Genomic DNA, 24,654 nt, shown 5'->3' with positions numbered 1-24,654 from the left:
AAACTTTGGTTCAGGAAAAGAAAGATCCAGATATGACTGGCAGAGAGGAGTATGGGTCATCTAAAGAAGAGGGCATTCACAGTGTTGAGTTTGCGACACATCCTCCAGCCCCGAGCAAGATATCGAGAGATGATTTCAACGTTACTCCATGGGAGGTTGTTGGTTCTGTCGATTATTCCAAGTTAATTGAAAAATTTGGAACCTTTCCTATAAATGAATTCATAATCGACAAGATTAAGAAAATAACAGGAGAAATTCATCCATTTATCAAAAATAAGTTCTTCTTTTCACATCGAGACTTGGACTTGATTTTGAAAGAGTATGAAAAAGGTAATAGGTTTTATCTTTATACCGGAAGAGGGCCGTCAGGGCAGGTCCATTTAGGCCATTTAATGCCATGGATTTTTACAAAATATTTACAAGATAAATTTGACGCAAAGTTGATATTTCAAATCACTGATGATGAAAAGTTTTTATTTAAAGAAAATTCTAACTTTGAGTCAATCCATAAATTTACATATGAAAATATATTGGACATTATTGCAATGGGTTTTAACCCAAAAAGGACCCGTATCATTATTAATACTCGTGATATAAAGTACTTATATAGGATATCAACAGAGATAGCAAAAAGGATCACCTTCTCAACTGCAAAAGCAGTATTTGGATTTGATAATTCAACAAATATTGGCATGATAGGATTTCCACCTATTCAGGGGGCTCCATGTTTTCTGCCTTCATTGATTGAAAAAAAACCGACGCCGGTTCTTATTCCTGCAGCAATTGATCAAGACCCATATTGGAGAGTGACAAGAGATATAGCCGAAAAAATGGGATATCCTAAGCCGGCCCAAATTCATAGTAAATTTATACCGGGCCTGACTAGCGGGGGTAAGATGTCTTCGTCAAGGCCAGATACTGCCTTGTTTACAGTCAATAACCCCGAGACCATAGAGAAGAAGGTTAAAAATACCTTTACGGGAGGTCAACCAACCATAACCCTTCAAAGGAAGTTAGGAGGAAATGCAGACATTTGTCCAGTTTTTTGGTATCTTAATTATCTGTTTGATACGGAAAAAGAATCTCAGGAAAGATATCACGATTGTACTAGTGGAAACCTCCTATGTGGAGAATGTAAGAACGACATGATAAACAAAGTAATACCATTTATGAAAGACATACAGATTAAGCGTGAAAAGGCTAAAGATATGATTTGTAAATTTACGGTTGACGGCAAGGACTTGAACGCTGATAGTGCAATTGAATTTGATTAACTATGAGTAAATTGAATCATTCAAAATCAGAGTTTACTTGTTTGGACAGTTATGAGGCCGAAAAACTATCAAGCATTTTCTCGAAACAAAGAGATGACACGTTGTTTATATACGAAATAGCAAAAATAATTGGCTCTGAAGTGATTGTGAGACTCAAGGATGGCTCACACCACAGCATCATGCTTAAAGACAATAAAAATGCATTAGAATTGTCAATTTTTTTTGGTAACCTAACTCAAAAAAACGGAATTATCTTAGAAACAGTTTATTCCAAGGACAAGGTTATCATTATTTGGAATTATCGTCTAAATTAGATCTCGATTGAATTCGTCCAGGATCAATTGATACACCTTTTCAAAGTACAATGATGTAGTATAAGGCATAAGAGACACATATTGTCTAATTGCATCGAGAACGAGGGGGACAGCTCTCTTAGAAATCTTTATCTCAAATTTCATCCATAAAATTCGATCTTGTTTAAAAACTATTTTTTCTCTTAATTCACTTGAACAGGAGTCTCTTGCTTTGTCCTCAATCCGCTTGTACCAATAGGCCAGTACTTCCGGCTCCATTCCATTTCCAAGGTTTGAAAGATTGCTGCAGTAATCCAGAATTAAATCATCTATTCCGTTTTTCATATCCTCATATTCAGAATTGAGTGGTTATGATTTATCAAACTGGATGAATAAAATTTGAGCAAATAGAGCTATTTTTAAGACAATACCTTTCCTGTGGGATCGATTTCTTTGTGTCTTATTCGTGTAGATGAAATAGGATTTCCATCTTGAGCTAATCTCATGTTTACTAAAACGATCTCTATAGGTAAAAGCCCTTTGTCTGCTCGAATGTTATTTATTTTTTCTCCTTTAATACTAGTTTCAGAACTAACAACAAGACAATCGATATTATCAGAAAACATGAGAGGTCCAAATTCTTCTTCGAGTTTAGAAATCTCATATGATGTGGACTTGATATTGTCCCGGATGAAATTTCTTAAATTTTCATAACGGGATTCGAAGGAATTCCGAAGATCTTTGTTTAGAGTAGATCTTGCAAAACTATCGGAAGTCAACCCAATGACGACAAAAGACCCCACTTCAAATGATTTTTTCAGTAAATCCAAATGACCGAGGTGCAGGATGTCAAATGTACCGCCTGTGGCCACGCACTTGTATTTTTTCAATCAAATCAAAATAATGATAATGAATATATAATCATGCAAATTTGGTTTGCTTTAATTTTGACAAATTTATAAATACCTATTAGGGGATATATCGGTATTGGCATACACTGTTTCAGAGTATATTTGCGAGGACTGTGGTTCATTGCTAACTCATTTGAATCCTACTACATTACAAAGTATTATTGAAGTTCATTCACAATTATGCCCAGTTAAGAGACAAAAAATATTAGCAGCTGCTGAAGCTGAAAAACTTAAGAAGATTAGCTCTGCTAGGAATTCCAGTGTCCCGATGCAAGCTGTTCAAGCTGTCGCTGGTGCACCTCCAAGTGCTGCATCCATTCCCCAACAAACAAGTCAAACCCCCAGTTCAAATGAAATTTCCGATAGCTCCTCCCTTAAATTAACAGGTACGGGTACAGACCATCAAGCTGCTGAAGGCCCAATAGATACAGGTTTCAAATCCACAAGACAGCCTGTGGGTAAATTTCAAGGCATCCAAGTTTGGGGCCCGTATGATGCACCAGGACAGCTTGGGATATGGGGTACAGACGTTTGTGTTGATTTTGACATATGTGTGTCAGATGGCGCTTGCATAGATGCATGTCCTGTCAACGTTTATGAATGGCTAGATACACCGGGTCATCCCGCTTCAGAAAGAAAACCATTTATGATAAGAGAGAAGGATTGTATATTCTGTCTAGCATGCGAAAATGTGTGCCCTCCTCAAGCAATAAAAATATTCAAGAAATAGATAACTCTACAATTTATTTTACCTCTTATTGAACTTATTCATGATAATAATAGATTGACATTATACGATGATAAATTCTCAGTTAATAAACCAATTAAATTAGGAATAATCGGGGGAGGTCAGCTTGGTAAGATGTTGGCCATGGAAGCCAAAAGAATGTCTATGAAAGTAGTAATACTTGATCCCACATTAAATTGCCCTGCATCGAGTATCTCGGATAAGGTTATAGAAGGGAGTTTTTCAGACGAACAGAAGATATATGAACTTGCGAAGGAAGTTGACCTAATTACCTATGAAATTGAATTAGCCAATGCTACAGCCTTAGATAATCTAGAACGGTCTGGGATACAGGTTCATCCCTCACCTAGAACATTATCCATAATCCAAAACAAATATAGGCAAAAAAAATTTCTTAGGGAAAATAATATAAACGTCCCGGATTTTGAGCAAGTTTTAGATGAGGATCAAGTCAACAAAGTCTGCTCCGAATTTGGATATCCTGTTTTACTTAAGGCATGTGAAAATTCGTATGATGGTAGAGGAAATTATCTAATTAGATCTAGTAACGAGATAAAGACTGCCTTGGAATATTTTTCTGGCCGTGAGTGTATGTTAGAAAAGTTTGTCAATTTTAAGAAAGAAATTTCTATTATGATAGCAAGGAATACCTCTGGATGTATTTCCTATTTTCCCGTGGTAGAGAATATTCACGAAGAACACATCTTAAAGACTACAATAGCCCCCGCACGTATTAGTGGAGATGTTGAAAGAAAAGCAATAGATTTGGCGGTGAGAACAATGGAGTCGATTAAGGGCTCCGGTATCTTCGGTATTGAGATGTTTGTAGGTGAAGACAACGAGGTATTAATAAATGAAATTGCTCCTAGACCACACAATTCTGGTCATTACACGATAGAAGCATGTTCAATATCTCAATTTGAGCAACATATAAGAGCAATATTGGATTATCCTATGCCCCAACCTAGTTTAGAATCTGAGGCAATCATGATAAACATCTTGGGACCCGCAGGATTAACTGGCCCATATGTTTTATCTGGAATTCGGGAGACGTTGGCATTACCTGGTGCAAGAATTCACCTCTATGGAAAGGAGGATACAAAACCGAAGAGAAAGCTGGGACATGTAACGATCTTAATATCAGATAATGATCCGCTTGCCACCAGAGACAAGGTCGAACAATATCTCATTGTACAAGAGGCCAAATAAAAGGAATAAAAATTCAAATCACTGCAAAGAGAATTGTTTTTCAGTAATTGGAAAAATCAAGACAATATAAAAAAAGTCAAGATAATAAGAGATTTATTGGACCGCAAAATCAGTCTTCAAAGGCCGGATCAAATATGATATCGAGAGTAGGTATTATAATGGGAAGCGATTCCGACTTAGAAATCATGTCAGAGGCCGTTAAGGTGTTGATAGACTTTGAGGTCGAGTACGAAGTAAAAATAGTTTCAGCTCACAGAACTCCTCACGAATTACTCGAATACGCAGAGTCAGCTAAATCACGAGGAATTGGAATAATCATAAGTGGAGCGGGCGGTGCAGCACATTTACCTGGGATGGTTGCATCATTTACCTCGTTACCAGTTATCGGTGTCCCGATTTGTAGCCCTTCTAACCCCGTTAACGGAATTGACTCCTTGTTCTCTATTGTTCAAATGCCTCCTGGTGTTCCCGTTGCTACCATGTCGATTAACGGAGCAAGAAATGCGGGTATACTAGCTTGCTCAATGCTATCAATCACTGATCCAATTATGTCTGAACGAATTGACAAATTCAAACAAAAAATGAAAGAGGAGATAAAACTGAAAAACGAAAAACTTGAAGAGATCGGACATGACAAATACCTTGACCTGTATCGAAAAACAGCCATGAGGAAATAAATGTATTTGAAACACCATTAGGTAAATAAACACAGTGTCTAAAAATATCTCGCTCATAGGCTGTGGTGCTATAGGACATGAAATAGCAAAAAGCATAGATAAACAACAGGTCCCTAATAGCAGAGTTTCTGCATTGTTTGATGAAGACAATGAAAAATTAGATCAGCTGAAGCAATCATTAATCAATAAACCTGATGGTATTTTTAATAATTTTGATGATTTCGTTAATTCAACTGTGTTCGATGAAACTCATTTTATAATTGAAGCGGCGTCAATAGAGGCCGCTCAACAATATTGCGTTACCTTGCTTGAGAAAGGAAAAGATGTAATGATAATGAGCACAGGTTCTTTTTCTAATTTGACATTTAGCAATAAAATTTACAATCTGATACGAGAAAATGGTCGCAAGGTTTACCTCCCGTCAGGCGCCATAGGCGGGTCAGATATTTTAAGAGCTGTGAGAGCACATATTGATGAGGTTCTGCTCATTACCACAAAAAGTATTAATTCAATTAAGGGTGCTCCCTTTTTTATTAAGAGAAATTTAGATGTAAACACTATTGGTGAGAAAACCGTAATATTTGAAGGAACAGCTGAAGAAGCAATTTCCGAATTCCCTTCTAACATAAATGTGTCGGCACTAGTTAGCATGGCAGGAATTGGATTTCAGAAAACTAAAGTCAGGGTCATTGTTGACCCATTCATATCGACTAATCAACATGAGATAAAAGTAAAATGGAAATTTGGGGAATTCTATATAAAGATAAATAATTATCCTAGTCCATCTAACCCGAAGACAAGCTACCTAGCAGTGTTATCTGCAATTGAGTGTTTGAAGTCTGCTCTTTACAATGATATTCAGATTGGATCTTAAGATATTACTGGGTAACTATTAGCGTAGTAAAACCACGACTCTCTTTCACTACGTTATTTTCTATTTCTTCTATCTTTATGGTGATCGAGATTGCTTCTTGCGTATCAAAATTCTCCGGTTTTATGATGATGAATTCATCTAGTAAATCGGTTGATTCAAAACTTTTGTCACTATAGTTTAGTTCAACCTTGCCACTGGATTCTAACAAGAATACATTTTGTTTGTCGTAATTACATATCCTAACTTGTCTGTTGTGTCTTGGAAAGGATTTTAAATTCAATTTGATAGGTTTTCTCTCATGAAGAACATATCTCTTTTGGTTCGCCGAAGTAACATCTATATTAAAGGGATACCCGGCGGTTGTTTCTGCCATTTTGTTTATTCCATCATTCATAATTATGTCAATTTTTTTAATAGTGTTCCCAAATTTAGAAATCCAATTATTTGTATTTTCGACTATTTCATGGATCCTTTCCTTTCTTTCGTTAGTTTCCTCAGGAGTCAACTGATACCGGTCAACCCAATCCTTATAGTCCCTGCTTATATCTATGATAAATTCGCTACAAGTATTTTGATAATCTTCAATACTAGTAGCCCTTTCAGAATCGCTATCAGAAGCAAACATTGTTGGGTAGATGTATTTAATGTACTTATTTATTAAACTTTAACCGTATGATACGACATGGATGAATTTTCCAGATTAATCGGTGACCTGTCTAATAACATACAGAGTAATATTGAATTCTTTAAAAAGACAGTCGGAAAAAATCCATCCCTTGCGTATTTCAAGCTCAACGAGTTGTCGAAATTTGTTGGACAGAGATATGGTATCACGTTGGAAATTCACTTTCCTGAACAAAAAAAAATTTATGATGTGAATAACTACGGAACTGAGAATCTTAGTATCATAATCGACAAGTTTAGAAAATCATTTCCCCTATCAAGATCGGATATAAAGAAAGAGGCGCTGGCTCAATTTGGGCCAGATGCTATTGTGGTTGACGCATACATGTATGAAGATAAAGAAGGAGTAAGAATAAAATTTGGTAGTAAGTTAGGTAAACCATTTAGGATAGAAGTTTTACCTGGTTCTTTTCATCTATGGTGTAGCATAGATAAAAAAATAGAGGCTTTCTGTAATTGGTTGATGCTAAATGTCTATTCTGATAGAGTCAGTCATTAGACACGACGTACTATATAAAAAATATGGTTTATTGAACCACCAAATTGAATGTAGCGGCCTCTACAAACATTCCAAGGTCTTCTCCTGAAGCAGTTTCAACTATGACCTGTAGATATTTTGGACCAGGAGTGTCAAAAGTGTACGTGAATTGTCCTGTCCCCTCGTTAGCTCTTTGGTTGGTAAATTCATCTATTACGGTCCTGTTTCCATCCATCACGGTATATCCATAAGTTACTCTCTCTACAATATTGTTTCTATCATCAGAAAATATGACCCCAAAATTTGTATTGTTACCAGCCTTGATTTCTGTGGGTTCCCATAGTAACTGAAGGTTGTAAGTTCCCCGTGGTGTCTGGAGATTTAGTGGAGGTACTGGAACTTCTATTTGAGTCTCGGGTAACGGAGGTTGTCCTGTCCCCCTGTCCTTTAATTCATACGTATATTGAATAGGGGCTACGCCGGTAGTTACATCCGCATATGTATCGGCCTTGACGGGATATGGTAGATTCCTATCTATGTATATGTTACTTGTGGCTCCCTTCTTATAGCTAATCAAGGTAGTATCAAAAGATCCGGCAGGAGTCGTCACTTTTGCATTGCCGGAAGGTTTTATTTCTGACCCACCAATGGAGGCTATTTTTCCCCAAGAAGGTGCACTAAGAGACTGGCCAGGTTGGGGAACAAATGCAGTTAACCAGCCTAGGGTAGTAGCATAAGCACCTCTATACTCGTTCATTTCGGGCGGTATCGGTGAGGTCCCCAGTGCAGTGAGGTCAAGATTGCTCAAGTAAAACGTACCATTTATCACATTTCCACTATCAACTACGTAAGTGGGAGCAATCCAATATTGACCTGTTGAATTATATTCTTTAAAATAAATTGTCATTGTAAATGGCTGACCCTGATTTGTATCGGCATTTCTTATTTCATAGGTATAATAAGTATCCGCCTTGGCGCCTTTTCCGACATACCAATTCTCTGATTGACCAAAAGTTGTCTGAATCAATGGGCTGAATTGTAATGTCGATATTCCAAGGATAGTTATTAGAAAAAATACTGTTAGTTTTTTTACGTTGTTTCTTCTAATCATGTATCATTATATCTAGATTATAACGCTTTAAATGTTTACTAATAAGTATCCAAATCACTGATTTGAGAATAAAAGATAAATTAGTATCTAGTTCAATATTAGCAACAATATGTGTAATTGCTCAAAAATTCACTTTTATGATGTGGATTTTAAGTTAAATGGCATGAAAGTAGTACCCTCTTGTAAAAACTGTGGTGATCCCCTCAGCGACGAACAAGCTTCGAAATTTGAAAAAGATTTAATGAAACATTGGGGTTTTGAGGAAAAGAAGTAATTTGGGTCGAAATTTTGACACTTTTTTACGTCACCTTTATTAACATCCTAAATAAAAAAAAAGCAGTGGTATAATATGACCAAGATGTTTAACGTGAATATAGATGCAGAAGGATTTGATGCAAATGAAGCACAAGAGTGGGTTAATGAAATGGGGAATGTTTATGCAGATATGGAAGTCTCTGATGTAAATATTTCGGGAAACAAGATCAGTTTTAAAGCAGGGTTTTCTGGAATGGATGACACAACTGAAGATGACATCAGAATGAAACTAGACGAATATATGACTATGCATGAACTCTTTCAAGCAAAGAATATATCTGTGTCAGCTTAAATAACTTCTATCATTTTTTCTTTGCTTATAAATCCCTATTGAAGCTTATATAAGTTTATAAGTAAGATCGTCGACATTGATATGGTTTTCAAGTATGACTTGTAAAGGTATTTGTATCAGACATAAAGCTCAAAAGCCGGTGGGATCGGGCCGATATGCAAGCGGTCAAAAACGATGCCAAATTTGCGAAATTTTCATTAAATGGGATGGTTTATGGTGTCCGTGCTGTGGATATAGACTCAGAACTAAACCAAGAAACTTGAAATACAAAGCAAAATTGAGAGCAAGGAACAAAACAGTTGAACCACTAGAACAGGCAATAGTGATTCAATAATTTTATTTAGATTAATTCTTTATTAGAATTAATAAGAAAATTTATTTCTTTTATCAAGGTAGTTTTTTCTTTTTTATCAATGTCAGTTGTCCGTCTCAATAATTGTGGATATGAGAGTTTTTGTTCTGGACCCATATAATTGTCGAGTATATAGTTATAAATAAGTAACATACCATCAACATACATCGATTTTTCCCGCAAAAACTGAAGTTTATCCAAAATAAGTCTCTTAGTTGGGGAAGGAATATTCCCTAAAAGGAATTTAAGGGAATTCTCACTTCTATTTAGTACAGAAATGTTAAATCTGTGCGTACCTATAATTTCCAAAATTGAATCAATTCCCTCTCTAATCGTCATCGATTCATTTTGAATAACAGAATTGATTTGATATTTAAGATGAGATGGTCTATGTTCTTTGTTCAAGTACTTATGGATATAATTCCGAAGCGTTCTTAGAGATACCAGCTTCAATTCAAATGAAATAGTGCTTTCATTTGCTCTATTCCTAGATAAAGTGTTTGACAATAAGGATAAATCATATATATTGTTCAAAATCTCACTTTTTAATCTAGATTTAAATGCTCTTCTGTATGTTCGATTTTTCTGTTGGAATGGATTGGACTCTTTGTTTTGAAATAATTGGCCAGGATAATACCCAAAATCAGAGTATCCAATCAAACTGTTCTTATATAACTCCTCGGTGGATAGGAAACGTACTAGAAAAATTTTTTTACTATTTTTATTGCTAGATGAGGCTTGACTAAAATAACGAAGTTTGTGGGGTGAAGATTGTGAATCATTTATCGCTATTAAATTGTATTCACAGCATTCATGTCCTTTAATATTATCATCTGCTCTGCATCCAAGTAGGATTGAATCTGATTGGGGAAGGTTAGCGTTTAAGAATCTAATTACATCTTTATTGCTATCCATGCGCATCCGTTTAAAGTGTCAACAGTATCAATATCCAGCACGAATCTTGGGTAATAACGGATGTTCTCCTTAGTACGTGAATTGTATCACAGTCAACATATCCTAACAATTAAGTTAATTTCCCAATTAATCATATCCCTAAATGAAGTGAAGCATAGCTCATTTAACATGATTAATTATCCAATAAATTCCTAAGATATACTTTGTTTATCAGTAAAGCTAGAAGAAGACGATATCAATACTTGTAAATTCAGCTGGCATGGCAATACCATTGTTTAAGTTAATAATCGGTTGCGTCATCTCTTTCAAATACGGGCCCAATGGAGGCTCCTCGACCAGCACCAGTGAATGTGCCTCTTATTTTTTCAACATCCAAGCTATTTGACAAGTATTCAAGCATTTTCAAGTTGAATCTATGTGCCACAACTATATGAGTACCATGGTCGTAAAAAGCAGGCATTACTCCTAACCCTTCTGTAATAATAGCTTTGATCTTTTCTTCATTTGGCTTTTCGTTAAGGAATATTTCTATCGTATACATGGGAGATTCGTCTCTTTTCATTCGATGAAGCATATCAATGACCAATCTGCTGTCTACTCTTGGTAGTCCAGCCTTCATTGAAATTTCAAAGTCGTCAAATTTCTTAATAATATCTTCAATGCCACTCATCTTTGTTTTTTATAACTTAGTTTATATAATAATTTATCTGATTGCTCCTAATATTGACTGATATTCATCAAATATTGTTATGGTTACAATGAACTTAGAGATTTTCTGGATAATAACATTTTTGATTAGTGTAAATTCACGAGTTACATTTATCACAAAAAGTCTCATTGGTTAAAAATTTTTTAAACTAATAGTTACATCTAATTGTAAATTAATACTACTTATCTAGATATATAACACAATATCTCTGGCTTACCTTTATGAATTATCATCATTATGAGGGATTAAATCCTCACATCAATTGGTGATCTTAAGGGAAACTAATTTATTGATATGATCGAGGGAGACGATAAAAAAATCCAACCATCATACAAAGATTGTCCTGCCGGTAGGAAATAGCCATACAATTCCCAAGATAAGGAAGGATACTATCAACAGCCATCATGATATCAGTATGCGACAATAGGTAAGGCCATTCGACAGGAAAAGTATTAAAGGAATCATATCTAAATTTCATACACTCAAATAAATTCGTATAGATGTTATAAAAAAGATTGTAGAAGATCACTCAAAAATCCAATGAAAGACAATGAACTAACCTTTTCAGTAGGATCATACGAATACTTGCAAGATGAATTCAAGAAGCAGAATCTTATAAACGCGATAAAGAAACTATATCTAAATAAGAAACGTCCTCATCAAATATGGAAAAGTATCGACAATCAAAGATTCAGTTGGGTTATTAGCACCAACTCAGGATAACATTTGAAAAAAGAGAACTGAAGAAGATATACCATCCTACAGACTCCACCTTCATCTATGAGATGTAAAAAAGAAATAATAGTAATTAAAACTTGCAGTGGTACCTCGTAGTTATCCAATCTACCATGTAAACCGAGGTATCAAAGATTAAAAAGATAAATAGAATTCTAAACTTGTTTGGAATACATGATATTGCAAATGACCATACGGAAACATATTGATCTAAGCAATATACAAGCAAACAATTTTTTGATATAATCAAACTAGTTAACCAGAAATATGATTGTATAAAACGGATATTTTTGGTGCTGGATAGCATATAAATACACAAGTCAAACAAGGTACAAAAAAAATCAAACCAGATAATATCAATCAAGAATGGATGAAATATCGTCCTCCAACATGATCTCGAATCAAACCTCATGAAGGTTACCATAGGAAAGGTATGGTTCGAGGGACAATCTACAATTAATTCTACATTCAAGGATTAGTCAATGGTAGGTAAAGTCGTACCTAACCGGACTTGCTATTATAACAACCATTATCTCAGATTCACAACATACTAATTCAGTTTATAGGAAAATAGAGTTGCCATGTTTATATGGCTTAGACGCTATCCGAATCATATCCATCTCTATTTCACTGGTCCAACCGCTATCCGAATCATATCCATCTCTATTTCACTGGTCCAACCGCTATCCGAATCATATCCATCTCTATTTCACTGGTCCAACCGCTATCCGAATCATATCCATCTCTATTTCACTGGTCCAACTGCTATCAAGACTCCTTCAAACAGTGGTCAATCTCTCGTCCAAATGTATCAAAATCTTATCCGTTCAGAGTTTATGGGTGTTAGTTTTCCAAATTTTATGGGAAGGAGTTTGTTTTCTTTATAACTGTAAGTTTATATATAAGTATGTAAAGATATTGGCAAAGCGTATTCCACATGAAATCAAAATCAGGGTTCTTGAACAATGGATTTTTGGCATTCCGGTTAATGCCATAGCTCTCTATACTGGTATAGGTTATGGTAGCGTATACAGAATCGTAGAGTTGTTTAAATCCAAAATTCCAGACTTGGATGTGTTAAGAGCAGTTGCTGTGAAGATATACCAAGAAGGCTTGAGTCTTAGTGACGTGGCATTGGGCATAAGGATAAAAAATTTGTTAGAACAAATGGGTTCTTCTGAGATAGAGATGGAAAAATTACTTACGGAAATAGATATTCATTGTTTCAAAGCGAATCAAACTTTTTCAAATTTTGTTAAAGAAATACATCAAGTTCATAGGTTCGCTATGGGACTAGGGATTTCTATTCACCAAGTCCCTGAATATATTGAACAAAAGAAAAAAGAATTACAGTCATTGCAAATTGAACTAGATAAAATTCATTCACTAATCCTAAAGAGAAAGATCGAGTATCATCGGCTATCATAAAGATCAATTCATTTGGGAATAGTTTTTATGAACTGGATCCCTCTTAGCAATCATAATCAGAAATGGTCGGCTAAATATATTGTAGTATCATACCCAAATAATCATATTCTTTTACAGATGAATGCATCTTATCGTTTACGTAGTTGTTATACCGAGCTATGGATTGTCTTTCAAACTAGTTATTCATAATAATTAAATCACAATCACAATGTGAACTTAATGATGTAAACTCATTTGGTCAAAAATTTATATGATGATGAGCGAAAGAGATCGGTCGTTAATATGATTTTTTATTGAAATAAATCAGTAATTATGGAAAACAATAATCAAACTGGTAAATATATTGCTGGAAATGGAGCATATTATATTCCTAAGAAGGTGTATTCAGATTATGATGATTGCGACTACAAGTTCCAATTCGACTGGATCCCTACGGTTGGATCCTTTCGTGTTCTTTTAATCATTTGATTATTTGATATTATATCAGTACTTCTCTTTTTTCTATCCTGATTTTAATTATATAGATAGAATGTTCGTCTATTACTATTTTTTGCTATTTCCTCCTGATGATTCAAGAAGATGCACAGAGTCTGTTACAGATCGTGGTAAATTTATTAACCCTATCTTACACAGTAAAGTAACACCCGTAGGTTATCTGATAAGAATATAGTCAAAATTATTTAGATTCAAATAGTCTATAAATAATATATTAGATATTAACGGCAATATTATTAACGAAAAAATATCACAAGTGGTAATTGGCCATTTTTGAAAACACTATCAGGCACAACATATAGTATACCATCAGAGCAGATTTTAAATCAAATATAAGGAATCAACGAATTCAAAGCACCTCGTATGCCATCCTGAGCGTTAGAATAATAATAGAACTCTTGAATTATGGTATTTCTTCAAGAAATTGTTTTCAAATGCAGTGACTAATTAACCATTGGAGCAACTACATCAAGCTGTGCTGAATTGTACGGCAAACTCAAGGACGATTCCTTTTCTGATTATGAAAATAGAACCAAAGAGTATAGAATATCGAAATATAACCTAGATATGATCCATGAAATATCCAACAGGATTGCACTTAGAAAGTAAAGATCCCCAGTCTCGATGTTAAAAAAATATTTACTTGACAGTTTTCCTGAATCAGACTATTTTCATAACTCGACTCCCTAACGAATCATCATCTAACAGACATTATTAGCTAATATAATTACATATTGGCGGTGTATGCAAATTTTCTAGACAGCATTATCTTCTATGTAAACATTAAATCTGCATTTATCATAGTACATATTTTTATCAATCAATTTAGGTAAACATTTTGAAAGTTCCTCTAATTTATACATCTTTTTTTGGAACGTTATTTGATACTATTCAATCCTGCTTTGTCAGCTCATTTGCATTGTAGTATCAAAGAATCAAAATCAGATTTCACGATTTAAGTCATGGTTAATTTATTGTCCTAATACGATATGTATTTCTAAACGTTCCTTAGAAAATATATCTGCGTTTTAAGTCAGTTGGGAATAGTAGATTTTCATGATACTGAAGCTCAAAAATATTTAAAAAATGTGAAATTTTTCTTAAAAACAAGATGAAGTAGTTAATAGTTAATCAATATACCAATAATAAAGGTAGTGAATTAATTATTGTAGAAAAATCAAGATAAAATCATACACATGTATTTAATTACTGCACCTGAGAAATTAAATAATTATCTTTAGTTTGCTATAATGTAAATAAAAATTTGTAGGTATTCTATTTACCTAAACAGAGACCTACAGGGACAGATGTATTGCAGTTGTTGTCGTTAAACAGGTTGTTGTTCACATTTAATGGAAGTCCATTTGCATTGTTGATATCAACTCCACCATTATCTAAGATGTTATTTGAAGTTACGACGTTATCACGGCTTTGACCATCAAAGAACAATCCACTAACTGATCCCTGAATGGTATTGAAGGAAACTTCATTTGATGCGGAGTTTACGAAGGTTATTCCTGCAAGGTCATTTGCTTTGAAGAGGTTGGTTACCAAACTGGAGCCTGTTGAAGAGTGTGATGCGACACCTATATTATTGCTAAAGAATAGGTTATTCTCAATTGCTGTGTTTGCTGAACCAGTATTGAATGAGCCTATTTGATTTTGTGTGAACGTTACTTCGGAAATCCTGTCATCTTGACCACCAGTATTTAACACACCTGCTTGGAAGTTTTCAATAATTCCTGGACCGACGATGTTTACGTTATCCATGTCACTAAGCATCACTCCTACTTTAGAAGTCGAGACACCTGGACCGGAGATAGTGTGTCCATTGAGGTCTACTGTTATATCATCTGCTCCGATGATTAACCCGTCTGTTTTACAGTCTAAGTTAGAGGTTAATTTGACGCTTTGTTTGATTACTTCGCCACATGAGACGCTTGCACTTATTGGTGCGGATGCTGCCTCTGGTGCTGGTGTTTCGCTTGCTGTTGCTGTATCCTCTTCTACTGCAGCATCAGTTTCTTCTTCAGAATTGCTATTCTGATTTGCCTGGACGCTGATGTTGTTGCAGCTGCCTACGGTGCTACCTTCAGACAAGCATTCAGAGCTTTGAGAACTTGAACTTGATTGACTAATTCCACTTTGTGAACTGTTGTCTCCATCTTCGCTGTTTTGAGCTGCAGCTTGATTTCCACCGCTACTTCCTCCGCTTTGGGCAAAGGCCAGTGAAGCTGATGATGAAACCGTGAAGCTAAAAACTAGTAAAGACGCTAGTATTGCAATCGATAAGATTTTCTTGGTTTGTATTGCCATTTACAATATGTATATTCTAAAAAAATATATCGATTTTCAGTAATTTTCTAATAACAAATCATATTGGATTTGTAATTGATGATTGTTATATTTATTTCGTCATAAATAATCTATTGGCTCGACTAATCGGTAAATTACAGATTCCCTCACAATGAATCTATAAATTTGACAAAATCTGGAGAATGCACCGATTTAGTCTTGTCCCAAACGTTTAGAAATTTAGGTATGGACTTCATAGCCTTGGCTGATGACATCCACCTCAACCATAGTTGATCATCTATTACCCGAGTTTTATGCAATCGATAAATAAATTCATACAAATCGATAAAGGCCCTTAACATATAAAATTGATCTGGGCTATCTACAAGCGCAAAGCGATCTGCAAAAAAAGGACTCTCTCTTGCCATTTTGATAAATGGTTCTGAAGTTTCAAGCTTCAACCTTGCTTCAATCATACGTGCATATATCTGATATTCGCTCTGAAGCCTCAAGTTTTTTCGATTTACCACTAAGGTAAGAATTGATAAAAATAATAATCCTGAAGTAATGATCGGTAAATATTCTAGCAAACTAACCATTGATCGTTAAGTGGCGAGTTACCATTAAAAAAATTTTGATAAGGTTTATGCAATAATCATTATTTAGTTGTGCTTCTCCCAGGCAGCAAGCCTAAAATTCAATAATAATAGTTATTTAATTAATATCACGTATGAACTCTTCCCATCCGGATCAGAAAGACGAGAAATATGTCTCATGTTCGCTCCCGTCAAGAATTATCTCGATCATCACTCCCGCTAATCAGCAATGCTTTACTTCACAATATCCATTATTTGTTCACTTTTATATAATTTCTATACTATTGACATATAAGAATAGTATTTTCTATATATTGTCCTATTTGCATTTGTAACTTTTATACTTAATATCTTATATACCTAAATCTGGAAGATATGTTGAAGAAAGATTATGGCCCAAATGCCAGCATTAATTCCAAAAGAAGTTGAAATTCAAAGACTAAAAAAGATCTATCTGATGGTCATCATGCTAGGATCTATTGCTGCATCAGTAGAAGTAGATAACTTTGTTGATGGATCACTACACCAAACAGCAATTAGAGATAGTGCATTTACACCAGCTCACTGGTGGTTGTACAGTCACTTTATTGCACTTCCATTAGGTTGGGGATTTGTTGCAATGTATGACAGAAGAGTTCCAGTACTTCGAGGACCAAACAATTCAATGAATACTGGTCTAAAGATCACCATTATCGGTTACTTGGCAACCATGTTTACTATAGGTATCAATGAAATGTGGCACTTTTGGTTTGTTGAAGAGATATTCTCTGTACCAAACCACTGGATGTTTAACATGGGTGTAGTAGTAGCATTTATGGGTGCTTTGGCCTATGTAGTTAGGGTATATGCACGTTTGGTGGAGCTGGGTGCGGAAACGCCTGCAAGAAACCCATACGTAGCAGAAATGTACAAACTAGCACTAGAAGGAAAACTCTACAGCAGATCAGTTCCTTAATTTTTTTATTTTTTTTTTGTTTTAATTATAGTAGAATTTAATCATAAAAAGATAATCAAAATAGTAACAAAGTGTAAGTATTTTCCATAAAGTTTATATAAAATGGATGCCAGCATGATGGCAACAATATTCTAGTTACAATTTATTGATGCTAGGATAATTTTAGCTGATTATTTGTTTTAATTTAGTTATCAATGTAGCAAGTTGTTCAGGTTTCCATGTTCTTATACACGACATATTTTTACCCCCTACTTTGATCTGCTTCGTAAGATATGGCTTGCGCAAATAAATGAACTTTCCATATTCTATAGCATTCTCAACAGTAATTTCCAATTTTTTTTCTTTTTCATTTCTAGCCTGACTTTTATGAAAAGGTAGAATTCCGTCCCAGTATATAGTGTAAGTGCCTACTCTCAATCGTTTTAACAAGCTTCTGCATTCTTCAATTTGTTTAGCTCGAAAGTCTTCAATCTGTTCTTGATCATTAGTTAACGAAGATGACGAAAGTGTAATGGCCATATTATTGAACATTTGAAAATATAATTATAATTAGGTTTAATACAATCATATAGTACGATTGATAGCATCTTTTTTTATAGAATATTTATCGATGTTACCCAGTCAATTCTTTAACCGTTGAATTCTAAATAAAACTAGAAGACATTGAGTTGGAATTTGATTATTAGAGAATTCTTGTTTAATAGATACAGAATCCGAGACAGATAAATTTTGCATCTCTTAATAACAATATTAGAATAAATAATTTTTTTCAGATCAATCTGATTATGAGATACGACGTTATATTTTCATCCAGCAAAATACAAGGATTGTATCAATCGTTAGTGATCCTAATTAGAGAAGAAGATTTATTTGCATGAGGAATATCAATTCGTCTGCAAAAGGTTTTCGTTTTTTTTAATGTCGTATTTGTGCTTTTTTGTAGAATTAAACGTATGTCACAGTAAAAAGTAAATTATCATGACTTTTTAAGTGGAGAAACATCCATATTTTTTGACCATATCTACAAATATACCAGGTTCATAATCATATTATAAGTGAATGACAGTCATCGAAGCGAGTTATTTCGCTATGAGCAGATGATTGAAAATGCATTCGAGCATTATAAGCGAAAATTACAGAATCAAACTAGGCTAGAACAACAAAATAACAACAACCGCGTAGTAATTGCACAGATTAATTTGATTCTACACTCGCTAGAGCTGCAGAAAAAAAACATATTAACTAATTTGATCAGTTTATTTGAAAATTCAGATAATATGAAATCAATGGTATTAATTAATATTTGTTTGCTGCGCAGTGTCCTTAATATTTATTCAAAGGACTTGGATCGGGGTATTGTATTGTTAGAAAACGAGTACGAATATTATTTAAGAGACCATGATATACTAAAGGTAGAAACAGAATTAGTCAACAAAATGATCGAACTTATAAGAATTAGAAATAAGAAATGATAATTAAGAAACGACTAATATGTTAAATTGTTTGTCGTATACATTCTTATACAATTGCAAAAGTAATGTTCAGGTGATATAGTAACTTTCAAAATTTCAATAGGGAAACAATTTCAATTTCTGAAGAGAGACCATAAAGTCAGCGGAATAGTGTTCATGATTCGAATGGTTGGTAAGGATCATCAAATCTATTGGTTTTTTATTCTATATTGATCTCTGTCAATTTGTGTAGCATGTTCCCTCCCAAATAAAAAAGATTGTTCTTTGAAAATTGAATCCATTATCTTCACAATCTTTGTATCCTCATTCCTTGCTGCAACTATCACTGATATCGTGATCTAACAAATATTTGGAATAAAAATGAAAGGTAGGAGACCATATTCGATTCTTTTGGAAATTTCTTTTTTTGAAATAATTCATAAATTATCAATGGGTACGGTAATCATTACTAAAAAAAACGCAATCGTGCAATAACAGAACTTCTTAAATGCTTTGATAAGCGGAAAAGACCATGATAGATAACAAAATAACCAACAGCTCAAGTTTGCTTGCAAGGGTAGCAACATTGGAATGTCTACATTAAATGATTGATAAATTACATACGACTGTATGATCTTACGAAATTTAATTGAAATGATAATAAGTAAGGAAATTTATCTGGCTTTTTCAAATGGTTATTGTCTTATAAATAATATGTTAATTTAAGGATTACATGAGTATAAAAAATGATAGTAATTCTAATAATAAATCAGATAATATTGATTTTAAATATGCCAACAAACCTGAAAATGAAATAAACCTGGTTGGCAATAGTTCTGAATCAATATATAAACCCAGGGTTCCTATTTTTAACAAGATATTAGTAACTTACGACGGGAGTCATAAATCAGAAAAGGCAATTAATTATTCTATATATCTATCCAATATTTCAAGAGCTGAAATTGTTATTCTACAGATTATTGGAAATATAGACAAATTGGAAAACTCCACCATAGATGTGTCTAACAAGTATGCAAGTTCTGAGTCCAATATTTCCGCAAATACAATCAAACAACAAGAGACAAAGAATCAAGATTATTCTGTATATATAGAGGGTAAAATTGTTAAATCGATGGAAGACAAAATTAAGGAAATTGAAAATTCTGGTTTTAAGGGTAAGGTATCGTACAAAATAAGACCGGGCTTCGTAGTGGATGAAATTGTAAAGGAAACAAAAGAATCAAAGTATGATTTGCTCATCATCTCCTCATCTCATATGGATTCTTGGTTAAAGTCGCTGTTCAGCGAAACGAGGAAGATAATTAGTCATGTAGACTTGCCTGTCCTGTTATTACACTAGGTCTGTCTAAGAGGTATTAAGAATTCATTTTCATTGTTAATGCTATTTTAATTATCGAACTAATCAACATCACCTTTCTGTTTTGAAATTGACAATTCTAGAAACTAAAAGTTAAATGCGTTTTGATTATTTGACTGATTATTGTTAAGGTTGAAAAAGGGATGTGAACAACTACAAGCTACCCATTTAGCTATTTATTGGAAATTATCAATCACCCCTGCTGCTGACGGTTTTATGATTTCGTGATATTCTTTCTATCGGCACACTAAGATTGAATGAGTTTTGTTACTTTGCTTTTATGAAAAGGTAGATTAACTTCATCTCCTTTGATAAAGATAGTGAGACATTTTGTATTGTAGACCATACACTATATGGATTCTCTTTCTCTAAGCGGGCGGGTTTTCTGGTATAATCATTTCTACCCTCTCGGGTGTGATTGTCTCCCGTAATGTTTACAGCATTTACCTCTTAAACGGCAGGAATATTTTGTTCAGAACGATACCTGTGATAAACTCAAACAGAACGTGCTTCAACGTAGGTTCGATTTGAAATACAAGATGTCATTCTGCTGCTATATGCGTTCCTTGAACACCCGGAAGTACATACACTTTTGCCTTAACTTTGTATGCACCTTCTACCTGCTTGCTAGTATAATACTCTGAATCCATTATACTTAGACCCCATACAGAGTGAAAGTAATCCCGATCAGAGATTGAAAGCTTATTTTTAACTTTATGATTATTTAGAAAATCCAGATCTAAAGTTGTGTTTCCTCTCAAATTAAAAAGTTAGATTAGATCTCTTTTCAAATATTTATAAATTAAATTTTCAGAATTATTTGATTACTATTGTTCTTTGAGTATCGCGTTAAATTGCATTCCCGTTTCTATATTTATACTCTTGTTGTCCTTTAATGGCTTGTTTATCTTCTTTTTAGTGTTTTCCTTGGCTCGCTTTCTTTTTTCTGCAATTCCCGCTCCTTCTTTCTGCGCAATATAGCAGTCATAAACCAAAGATGAAAAGCCCGCCAGTTCTAATAATTCTGAAGGTGTTATATTGTCTCTATCTAGAATAATTGCCTTTTCGTTCACATATACCTTGTTTTCTCTCTCCACTTTTGTCAATTCAACCATATGGGCTTGTATTTATCATATTTTATAAAAGAATACACTTAGTCGCTATTTAATCCCTTTAAAAAAATGATAATAGGTAATAGTTGCGCTTGAATACCTCTACCTAATCAAGAGAATTACCCATGTGTTTGAAATTGCGAAGACGGGGGTATAAGAAATCTTTCTTTCATCTCCATTTATTTCTTCAACTAATGTTCCGTTCTCTCCGTTCAATGCAAGTTTATAGGACTTTAAGTCTATAAACAAATTATCTTCATCATCATATAAGTTGCTAACATTTTTACTAGACTGTGCCACTATTTTCCCTTTTCCATCTATCAATACAATAACACCTTCATTAGGAACAGCTCTTATTATATCATCTAATGATCGCAAGTTCAACCCTGTTGATAATATACCTGTAATAATGGATTGAGGAGTAGTAACGTTAGTCTTACTCTCATTAAAGGAAGCATCTGCGTAAAGTGGAACTGCTAGCTGTACTTGTTTTAGCCCTGAAGCTGCCGATGTAATCACATTGCCAAGAAATGTAGCATTAGTCGCCATTACACCCTGATAATAGTCTCTAAATGATAAATTAGAGGTGGAAAGATTTTGTTGACGGCTATATGGCTCTAATAAGTATACATCACCATTAGGTAGAAGAAATAATACTGAAACAAAATCCATAGGATAGTTTGACAGTATGTAGTTTGCTATCTGTCTTTTTTCCGGTTCAGATCCAGAAGGGATTCCAGGCGTTTCATCTGTGCCAACAAGGCTAACTAATGATAGGTTTCTTATTTCTGGTAGCTTACCTAAAATTTCAAGAATTGCTTTGGGCTTGTCTAGCCTATTTTCGATCGCATCTGATGCCAAGTTAATAAGTGATTCATCACTACTAAAGGTATCAGACGCTAGAGTGGATATCAGAGATTCTGAGACTGAGGCAGTTGAATTGATTGTTGTTGAACTATTAGTCGAATCAGATATCAACGAATTAAATGCACTATTATTATCTGTGAAACTGCTAATATCACCTGAGTAATTAGAGAAAGTTTGAGCAAACGTACTAGGATTACTTTCAGAATATAGAAAGGTGGTAAAAGTTGCACAGATTATCCCCATTAATACGTAACATGGAAAACGCGTATCTTCTTCTAGATTAAATAGATTTAGAACTTTCATTTGTATGTTGAAAGCAAAATGGCTAAAATATTTTTCTTTAAATATCTAAAATACTAATGGGTGTAGATTCCTAAACTCGTGAATATGGTTGGATAATCCAGATGAAGTAGGTATTCAATCCTCGATAATTTAAACTGCAAGCGTTAGTGGTTGCGTAAATGCTATGAATCAAAGATAGGTACTATTCACATTCCGTCCTATTCATTACATCGACCATAACAAGGACCCAAACATCTTATTCTGGCCCTTAAGAGGTCTACCAACTAATTAAAAGATAAGCGTTTAGATTATCCGGTAATAAAATACTTCATTACTCTTCGGCAATATATATGGACTCTTGTCGTGTCAATAATTTTCACGCTTTGTCTGAGTACAACTGCGACTATAATCAATTCTTTTGTGATTTAATAGATTCCAAGATTCAGCAAAAGTATAATATTCGAGAAATTAATTGTTAGATTACAAATAATTAGATCCTAGGTTTTGCACAAAAGACGCGTAACTAGAACTCTAAGGCCAGATTACAACTATGTTGGAGGCTAAGATCAATCTAGTCTATCACAAGATTATAATCATCGTGTATAGTTAAACCGGGTTGACTGCGGTTATGTTTAATCTTTAAAGATAATTACAATAACTGCTTTCTCATTCTAGTGTCGTATCATAATTAAAGTTGATCTTATTTTGGCAATTTCTTCATCTGTACATTAATATCTTCCTCATGTTTGACACACTCGGGTAAACTTTCAAAAGTCTGAATTTGAGTTATCACTAAATCACTCTTTCCAGACAAAAGTTATAGAAAGGCTCTAAGAAATGACAAGGGTCATTATTCCTCTTTTTTGTATCCGGTTGTTCTAGCTCCTATTAAACATGGTACTTTGTATTCAATCAGGTTCATATTCCTATAGTCATCGAACTAATTATAAAACACCTACATGTACCAAATCATCAGTAGGTGGTAACATAACTCCACTTAATCCAGGATTACAGACGCCTGTAGTTAGGCTAGAAAAACTCAGTTAGGTTTTAACTGAAAAATTGAATTGTTTATTCGTTAATTGATAAATTCAAAGAAATAGAATACTAATTTATGCTCAAAATATTAATTTGAGAGCATTTTGAAAATGCACATGTAAAATTGTAACAAGAATAAAATTGTATATACTGGAATGTTATTTGTAGGTCTTTTGAGCGTTTTGATATCTGGACAATCGGCAGCGGCTCAAACGGTAGTTAATGATGATAGCCTAACTTTGCGAAAGACGGTCTCATCTGTACCTGGTGTGCCATCACCTGGACATGAAGATCATCAAATTGTCTTGGCCTTACCCCTTGTTGGAGACGACAAGATTTGGGTTGGAACAGTATCGTGGATTTCAAGCGAACCTATTGAGGTTGGATTCTTAATAGGACACAATCAAAGTGCAGAGGATAAAGAGCATAGCATGGTGAAAACTCTAAAAGTTAGCAATACCGGCAACACTATTTTTGCCTCTACGAATCTGACTGGTTCCACCCCTGACTTGACTTTTGGAAGTATGGACTTTGCCGTTGACCAATTAGTATTTCATTCTATTAATAACGCAAAGTTTACAGTGACATACGCACTGGATGCCATCGCTAAAGAGATAACTGATAACTAGTAATAGTATCAATAGCTAATGCAATAAAATTTGAATCTGGCAGGTTCAAATCTCGCACTTCACACCTCTTTGTCTTTTTTTATTACGTGCCTATCAGCACAGAATAGGAATTCCTCAAAGATCGAATAGCAGTTTATCGATAGTGAAAGACATTGACAAGATCCTTCATATCTCGTAAAGCCTTTCATATAATCAGCATTAGACTAGGACCCAAAGCAGTCTTTAGAAAATTGGGCCGTTACTGTATGAATCGTAAATCGTATACGGAAAAGGCCTTTCGAGGAGCCAAAGTTGATGGTAAATAAGCAGATAACAGGATGCTCCGGCCGGGATTTGAACCCGGGATCGTCGCCTTGAGAGGGCGAAATGCTTAGCCGGATTGTGTGGCTCGTATTAGCCTCTACACCACCGGAGCTTTCTGTATTTTTTATTAATTTCAGAGGGTTATTAATATAATACTCTGGGAGATTGTCATTCCTTTCATTTGAATCAGGTTTAGCAGGGTAAGTTTTACCTCCATTACGAGAGTATTTTTTGTTTGGGGAAATTAT

26 protein-coding genes and 1 tRNA gene are annotated in these 24,654 nt (G+C 34.3%); 14 read left to right on the top strand and 13 right to left on the bottom strand.

Going from position 1 to position 24,654, the window contains the following annotated elements:
* Window positions 1-5: 5 nt before the first annotated feature.
* Entirely contained in the window at window positions 6-1,274 is a 1,269-nt protein-coding gene (locus tag ACMT7R_RS04385; protein ID WP_415310248.1) for a tryptophan--tRNA ligase, read from the top strand.
* Window positions 1,275-1,315: 41 nt separating this feature from the next.
* A complete protein-coding gene (locus tag ACMT7R_RS04380; protein ID WP_415310246.1) occupies window positions 1,316-1,588 on the top strand; it encodes a hypothetical protein in 273 nt (90 codons plus the stop codon).
* Here the strand turns inward: ACMT7R_RS04380 and ACMT7R_RS04375 are convergent.
* Complete coding sequence (locus ACMT7R_RS04375) at window positions 1,580-1,912, bottom strand: hypothetical protein (protein ID WP_415310245.1); 333 nt, start codon at window positions 1,910-1,912, stop codon at window positions 1,580-1,582. The genes ACMT7R_RS04380 and ACMT7R_RS04375 overlap by 9 nt on opposite strands.
* 74 nt (window positions 1,913-1,986) lie before the next feature.
* Window positions 1,987-2,457, bottom strand: a complete 471-nt coding sequence (locus ACMT7R_RS04370) for a phosphopantetheine adenylyltransferase (protein ID WP_415310244.1) — start codon at window positions 2,455-2,457, stop codon at window positions 1,987-1,989.
* Between the two features lie 97 nt (window positions 2,458-2,554).
* Between ACMT7R_RS04370 and ACMT7R_RS04365 the strand changes: the two genes are divergently transcribed.
* The 4 genes from ACMT7R_RS04365 to nadX all read left to right on the top strand — a co-directional run bounded on the left by ACMT7R_RS04365 (window position 2,555) and on the right by nadX (window position 5,986).
* Window positions 2,555-3,208 (top strand): ferredoxin family protein, encoded by a 654-nt coding sequence (locus ACMT7R_RS04365; RefSeq protein ID WP_415310243.1) that lies wholly within the window; start codon window positions 2,555-2,557, stop codon window positions 3,206-3,208.
* 54 nt (window positions 3,209-3,262) lie between these two features.
* Window positions 3,263-4,435 carry a 5-(carboxyamino)imidazole ribonucleotide synthase gene (gene purK / locus ACMT7R_RS04360; RefSeq protein WP_415310242.1) on the top strand — a complete coding sequence of 391 codons (1,173 nt, stop codon included), beginning with the start codon at window positions 3,263-3,265 and terminating at the stop codon, window positions 4,433-4,435.
* Between the two features lie 134 nt (window positions 4,436-4,569).
* Window positions 4,570-5,112, top strand: coding sequence for a 5-(carboxyamino)imidazole ribonucleotide mutase (purE, locus tag ACMT7R_RS04355; protein ID WP_415310570.1), 543 nt, complete (start codon window positions 4,570-4,572; stop codon window positions 5,110-5,112).
* Window positions 5,113-5,146: 34 nt separating this feature from the next.
* On the top strand, window positions 5,147-5,986 hold the full coding sequence (nadX, locus tag ACMT7R_RS04350; RefSeq protein ID WP_415310241.1) for an aspartate dehydrogenase: 840 nt from the start codon (window positions 5,147-5,149) through the stop codon (window positions 5,984-5,986).
* 4 nt (window positions 5,987-5,990) lie between these two features.
* Here nadX and ACMT7R_RS04345 read toward each other — a convergent pair whose 3' ends face one another.
* Window positions 5,991-6,611, bottom strand: coding sequence for a hypothetical protein (locus ACMT7R_RS04345; RefSeq protein ID WP_415310240.1), 621 nt, complete (start codon window positions 6,609-6,611; stop codon window positions 5,991-5,993).
* Between the two features lie 57 nt (window positions 6,612-6,668).
* Between ACMT7R_RS04345 and ACMT7R_RS04340 the strand changes: the two genes are divergently transcribed.
* Window positions 6,669-7,169, top strand: a complete 501-nt coding sequence (locus ACMT7R_RS04340; protein ID WP_415310239.1) for a hypothetical protein — start codon at window positions 6,669-6,671, stop codon at window positions 7,167-7,169.
* Between the two features lie 28 nt (window positions 7,170-7,197).
* Here the strand turns inward: ACMT7R_RS04340 and ACMT7R_RS04335 are convergent, their stop codons facing one another.
* The gene (locus ACMT7R_RS04335) at window positions 7,198-8,259 is read right to left on the bottom strand and encodes a hypothetical protein (RefSeq protein WP_415310238.1); all 1,062 of its coding nucleotides are present in this window, start codon (window positions 8,257-8,259) and stop codon (window positions 7,198-7,200) included.
* Window positions 8,260-8,608: 349 nt separating this feature from the next.
* On the opposite strand from ACMT7R_RS04335, the gene ACMT7R_RS04330 reads away from it, so the two are divergent.
* Both ACMT7R_RS04330 and ACMT7R_RS04325 read left to right on the top strand, forming a co-directional pair.
* A complete protein-coding gene (locus ACMT7R_RS04330) occupies window positions 8,609-8,866 on the top strand; it encodes a hypothetical protein (protein WP_415310236.1) in 258 nt (85 codons plus the stop codon).
* A 94-nt stretch (window positions 8,867-8,960) separates the two neighbouring features.
* Window positions 8,961-9,200, top strand: a complete 240-nt coding sequence (locus ACMT7R_RS04325; protein ID WP_134482855.1) for a hypothetical protein — start codon at window positions 8,961-8,963, stop codon at window positions 9,198-9,200.
* Between the two features lie 6 nt (window positions 9,201-9,206).
* Here ACMT7R_RS04325 and ACMT7R_RS04320 read toward each other — a convergent pair whose 3' ends face one another.
* Together ACMT7R_RS04320 and ACMT7R_RS04315 are read right to left on the bottom strand one after the other, a co-directional pair.
* Entirely contained in the window at window positions 9,207-10,133 is a 927-nt protein-coding gene (locus ACMT7R_RS04320; RefSeq protein ID WP_415310234.1) for a hypothetical protein, read from the bottom strand.
* A 280-nt stretch (window positions 10,134-10,413) separates the two neighbouring features.
* Complete coding sequence (locus tag ACMT7R_RS04315) at window positions 10,414-10,803, bottom strand: hypothetical protein (protein ID WP_415310232.1); 390 nt, start codon at window positions 10,801-10,803, stop codon at window positions 10,414-10,416.
* Between the two features lie 1,692 nt (window positions 10,804-12,495).
* On the opposite strand from ACMT7R_RS04315, the gene ACMT7R_RS04310 reads away from it, so the two are divergent.
* Entirely contained in the window at window positions 12,496-13,005 is a 510-nt protein-coding gene (locus tag ACMT7R_RS04310) for a hypothetical protein (RefSeq protein WP_415310230.1), read from the top strand.
* Window positions 13,006-14,775: 1,770 nt separating this feature from the next.
* On the opposite strand, the gene ACMT7R_RS04305 is transcribed toward ACMT7R_RS04310, so the two are convergent.
* Both ACMT7R_RS04305 and ACMT7R_RS04300 read right to left on the bottom strand, forming a co-directional pair.
* Window positions 14,776-15,816, bottom strand: coding sequence for a right-handed parallel beta-helix repeat-containing protein (locus ACMT7R_RS04305; protein WP_415310228.1), 1,041 nt, complete (start codon window positions 15,814-15,816; stop codon window positions 14,776-14,778).
* 146 nt (window positions 15,817-15,962) lie between these two features.
* The gene (locus ACMT7R_RS04300) at window positions 15,963-16,325 is read right to left on the bottom strand and encodes a hypothetical protein (RefSeq protein ID WP_415310227.1); all 363 of its coding nucleotides are present in this window, start codon (window positions 16,323-16,325) and stop codon (window positions 15,963-15,965) included.
* A gap of 457 nt (window positions 16,326-16,782) precedes the next feature.
* Here ACMT7R_RS04300 and ACMT7R_RS04295 point away from each other — a divergent pair, with 457 nt between their 5' ends.
* Window positions 16,783-17,346: a methane monooxygenase/ammonia monooxygenase subunit C gene (locus ACMT7R_RS04295; protein WP_144732171.1), complete on the top strand. Its 564-nt coding sequence runs from the start codon at window positions 16,783-16,785 to the stop codon at window positions 17,344-17,346.
* A gap of 162 nt (window positions 17,347-17,508) precedes the next feature.
* On the opposite strand, the gene ACMT7R_RS04290 is transcribed toward ACMT7R_RS04295, so the two are convergent.
* The gene (locus ACMT7R_RS04290; protein ID WP_415310226.1) at window positions 17,509-17,865 is read right to left on the bottom strand and encodes a hypothetical protein; all 357 of its coding nucleotides are present in this window, start codon (window positions 17,863-17,865) and stop codon (window positions 17,509-17,511) included.
* A gap of 536 nt (window positions 17,866-18,401) precedes the next feature.
* On the opposite strand from ACMT7R_RS04290, the gene ACMT7R_RS04285 reads away from it, so the two are divergent.
* Both ACMT7R_RS04285 and ACMT7R_RS04280 read left to right on the top strand, forming a co-directional pair.
* Entirely contained in the window at window positions 18,402-18,818 is a 417-nt protein-coding gene (locus tag ACMT7R_RS04285; RefSeq protein ID WP_415310225.1) for a hypothetical protein, read from the top strand.
* A 712-nt stretch (window positions 18,819-19,530) separates the two neighbouring features.
* A complete protein-coding gene (locus tag ACMT7R_RS04280) occupies window positions 19,531-20,157 on the top strand; it encodes a universal stress protein (RefSeq protein WP_415310223.1) in 627 nt (208 codons plus the stop codon).
* A gap of 560 nt (window positions 20,158-20,717) precedes the next feature.
* Here ACMT7R_RS04280 and ACMT7R_RS04275 read toward each other — a convergent pair.
* From ACMT7R_RS04275 to ACMT7R_RS04265, 3 genes are all read right to left on the bottom strand, one after another.
* Window positions 20,718-20,936: a hypothetical protein gene (locus tag ACMT7R_RS04275; RefSeq protein ID WP_415310221.1), complete on the bottom strand. Its 219-nt coding sequence runs from the start codon at window positions 20,934-20,936 to the stop codon at window positions 20,718-20,720.
* 66 nt (window positions 20,937-21,002) lie between these two features.
* Window positions 21,003-21,290, bottom strand: a complete 288-nt coding sequence (locus tag ACMT7R_RS04270; protein WP_415310219.1) for a hypothetical protein — start codon at window positions 21,288-21,290, stop codon at window positions 21,003-21,005.
* A gap of 99 nt (window positions 21,291-21,389) precedes the next feature.
* Window positions 21,390-22,457: a cache domain-containing protein gene (locus tag ACMT7R_RS04265; RefSeq protein ID WP_415310218.1), complete on the bottom strand. Its 1,068-nt coding sequence runs from the start codon at window positions 22,455-22,457 to the stop codon at window positions 21,390-21,392.
* A gap of 1,172 nt (window positions 22,458-23,629) precedes the next feature.
* On the opposite strand from ACMT7R_RS04265, the gene ACMT7R_RS04260 reads away from it, so the two are divergent.
* Complete coding sequence (locus ACMT7R_RS04260; RefSeq protein ID WP_415310217.1) at window positions 23,630-24,103, top strand: hypothetical protein; 474 nt, start codon at window positions 23,630-23,632, stop codon at window positions 24,101-24,103.
* Between the two features lie 318 nt (window positions 24,104-24,421).
* Here ACMT7R_RS04260 and ACMT7R_RS04255 read toward each other — a convergent pair.
* Window positions 24,422-24,518: transfer RNA gene (locus tag ACMT7R_RS04255), tRNA-Glu, on the bottom strand.
* Window positions 24,519-24,654 lie beyond the last annotated feature (136 nt).

It is taken from the genome of Candidatus Nitrosocosmicus sp. FF01 (assembly GCF_047711275.1).
In the GTDB taxonomy this organism is placed as follows: Archaea; Thermoproteota; Nitrososphaeria; order Nitrososphaerales; family Nitrososphaeraceae; genus Nitrosocosmicus.
The sequence above is the reverse complement of the archived record's forward strand: the minus strand, read 5'-3'. Positions and strand labels throughout refer to the sequence as shown.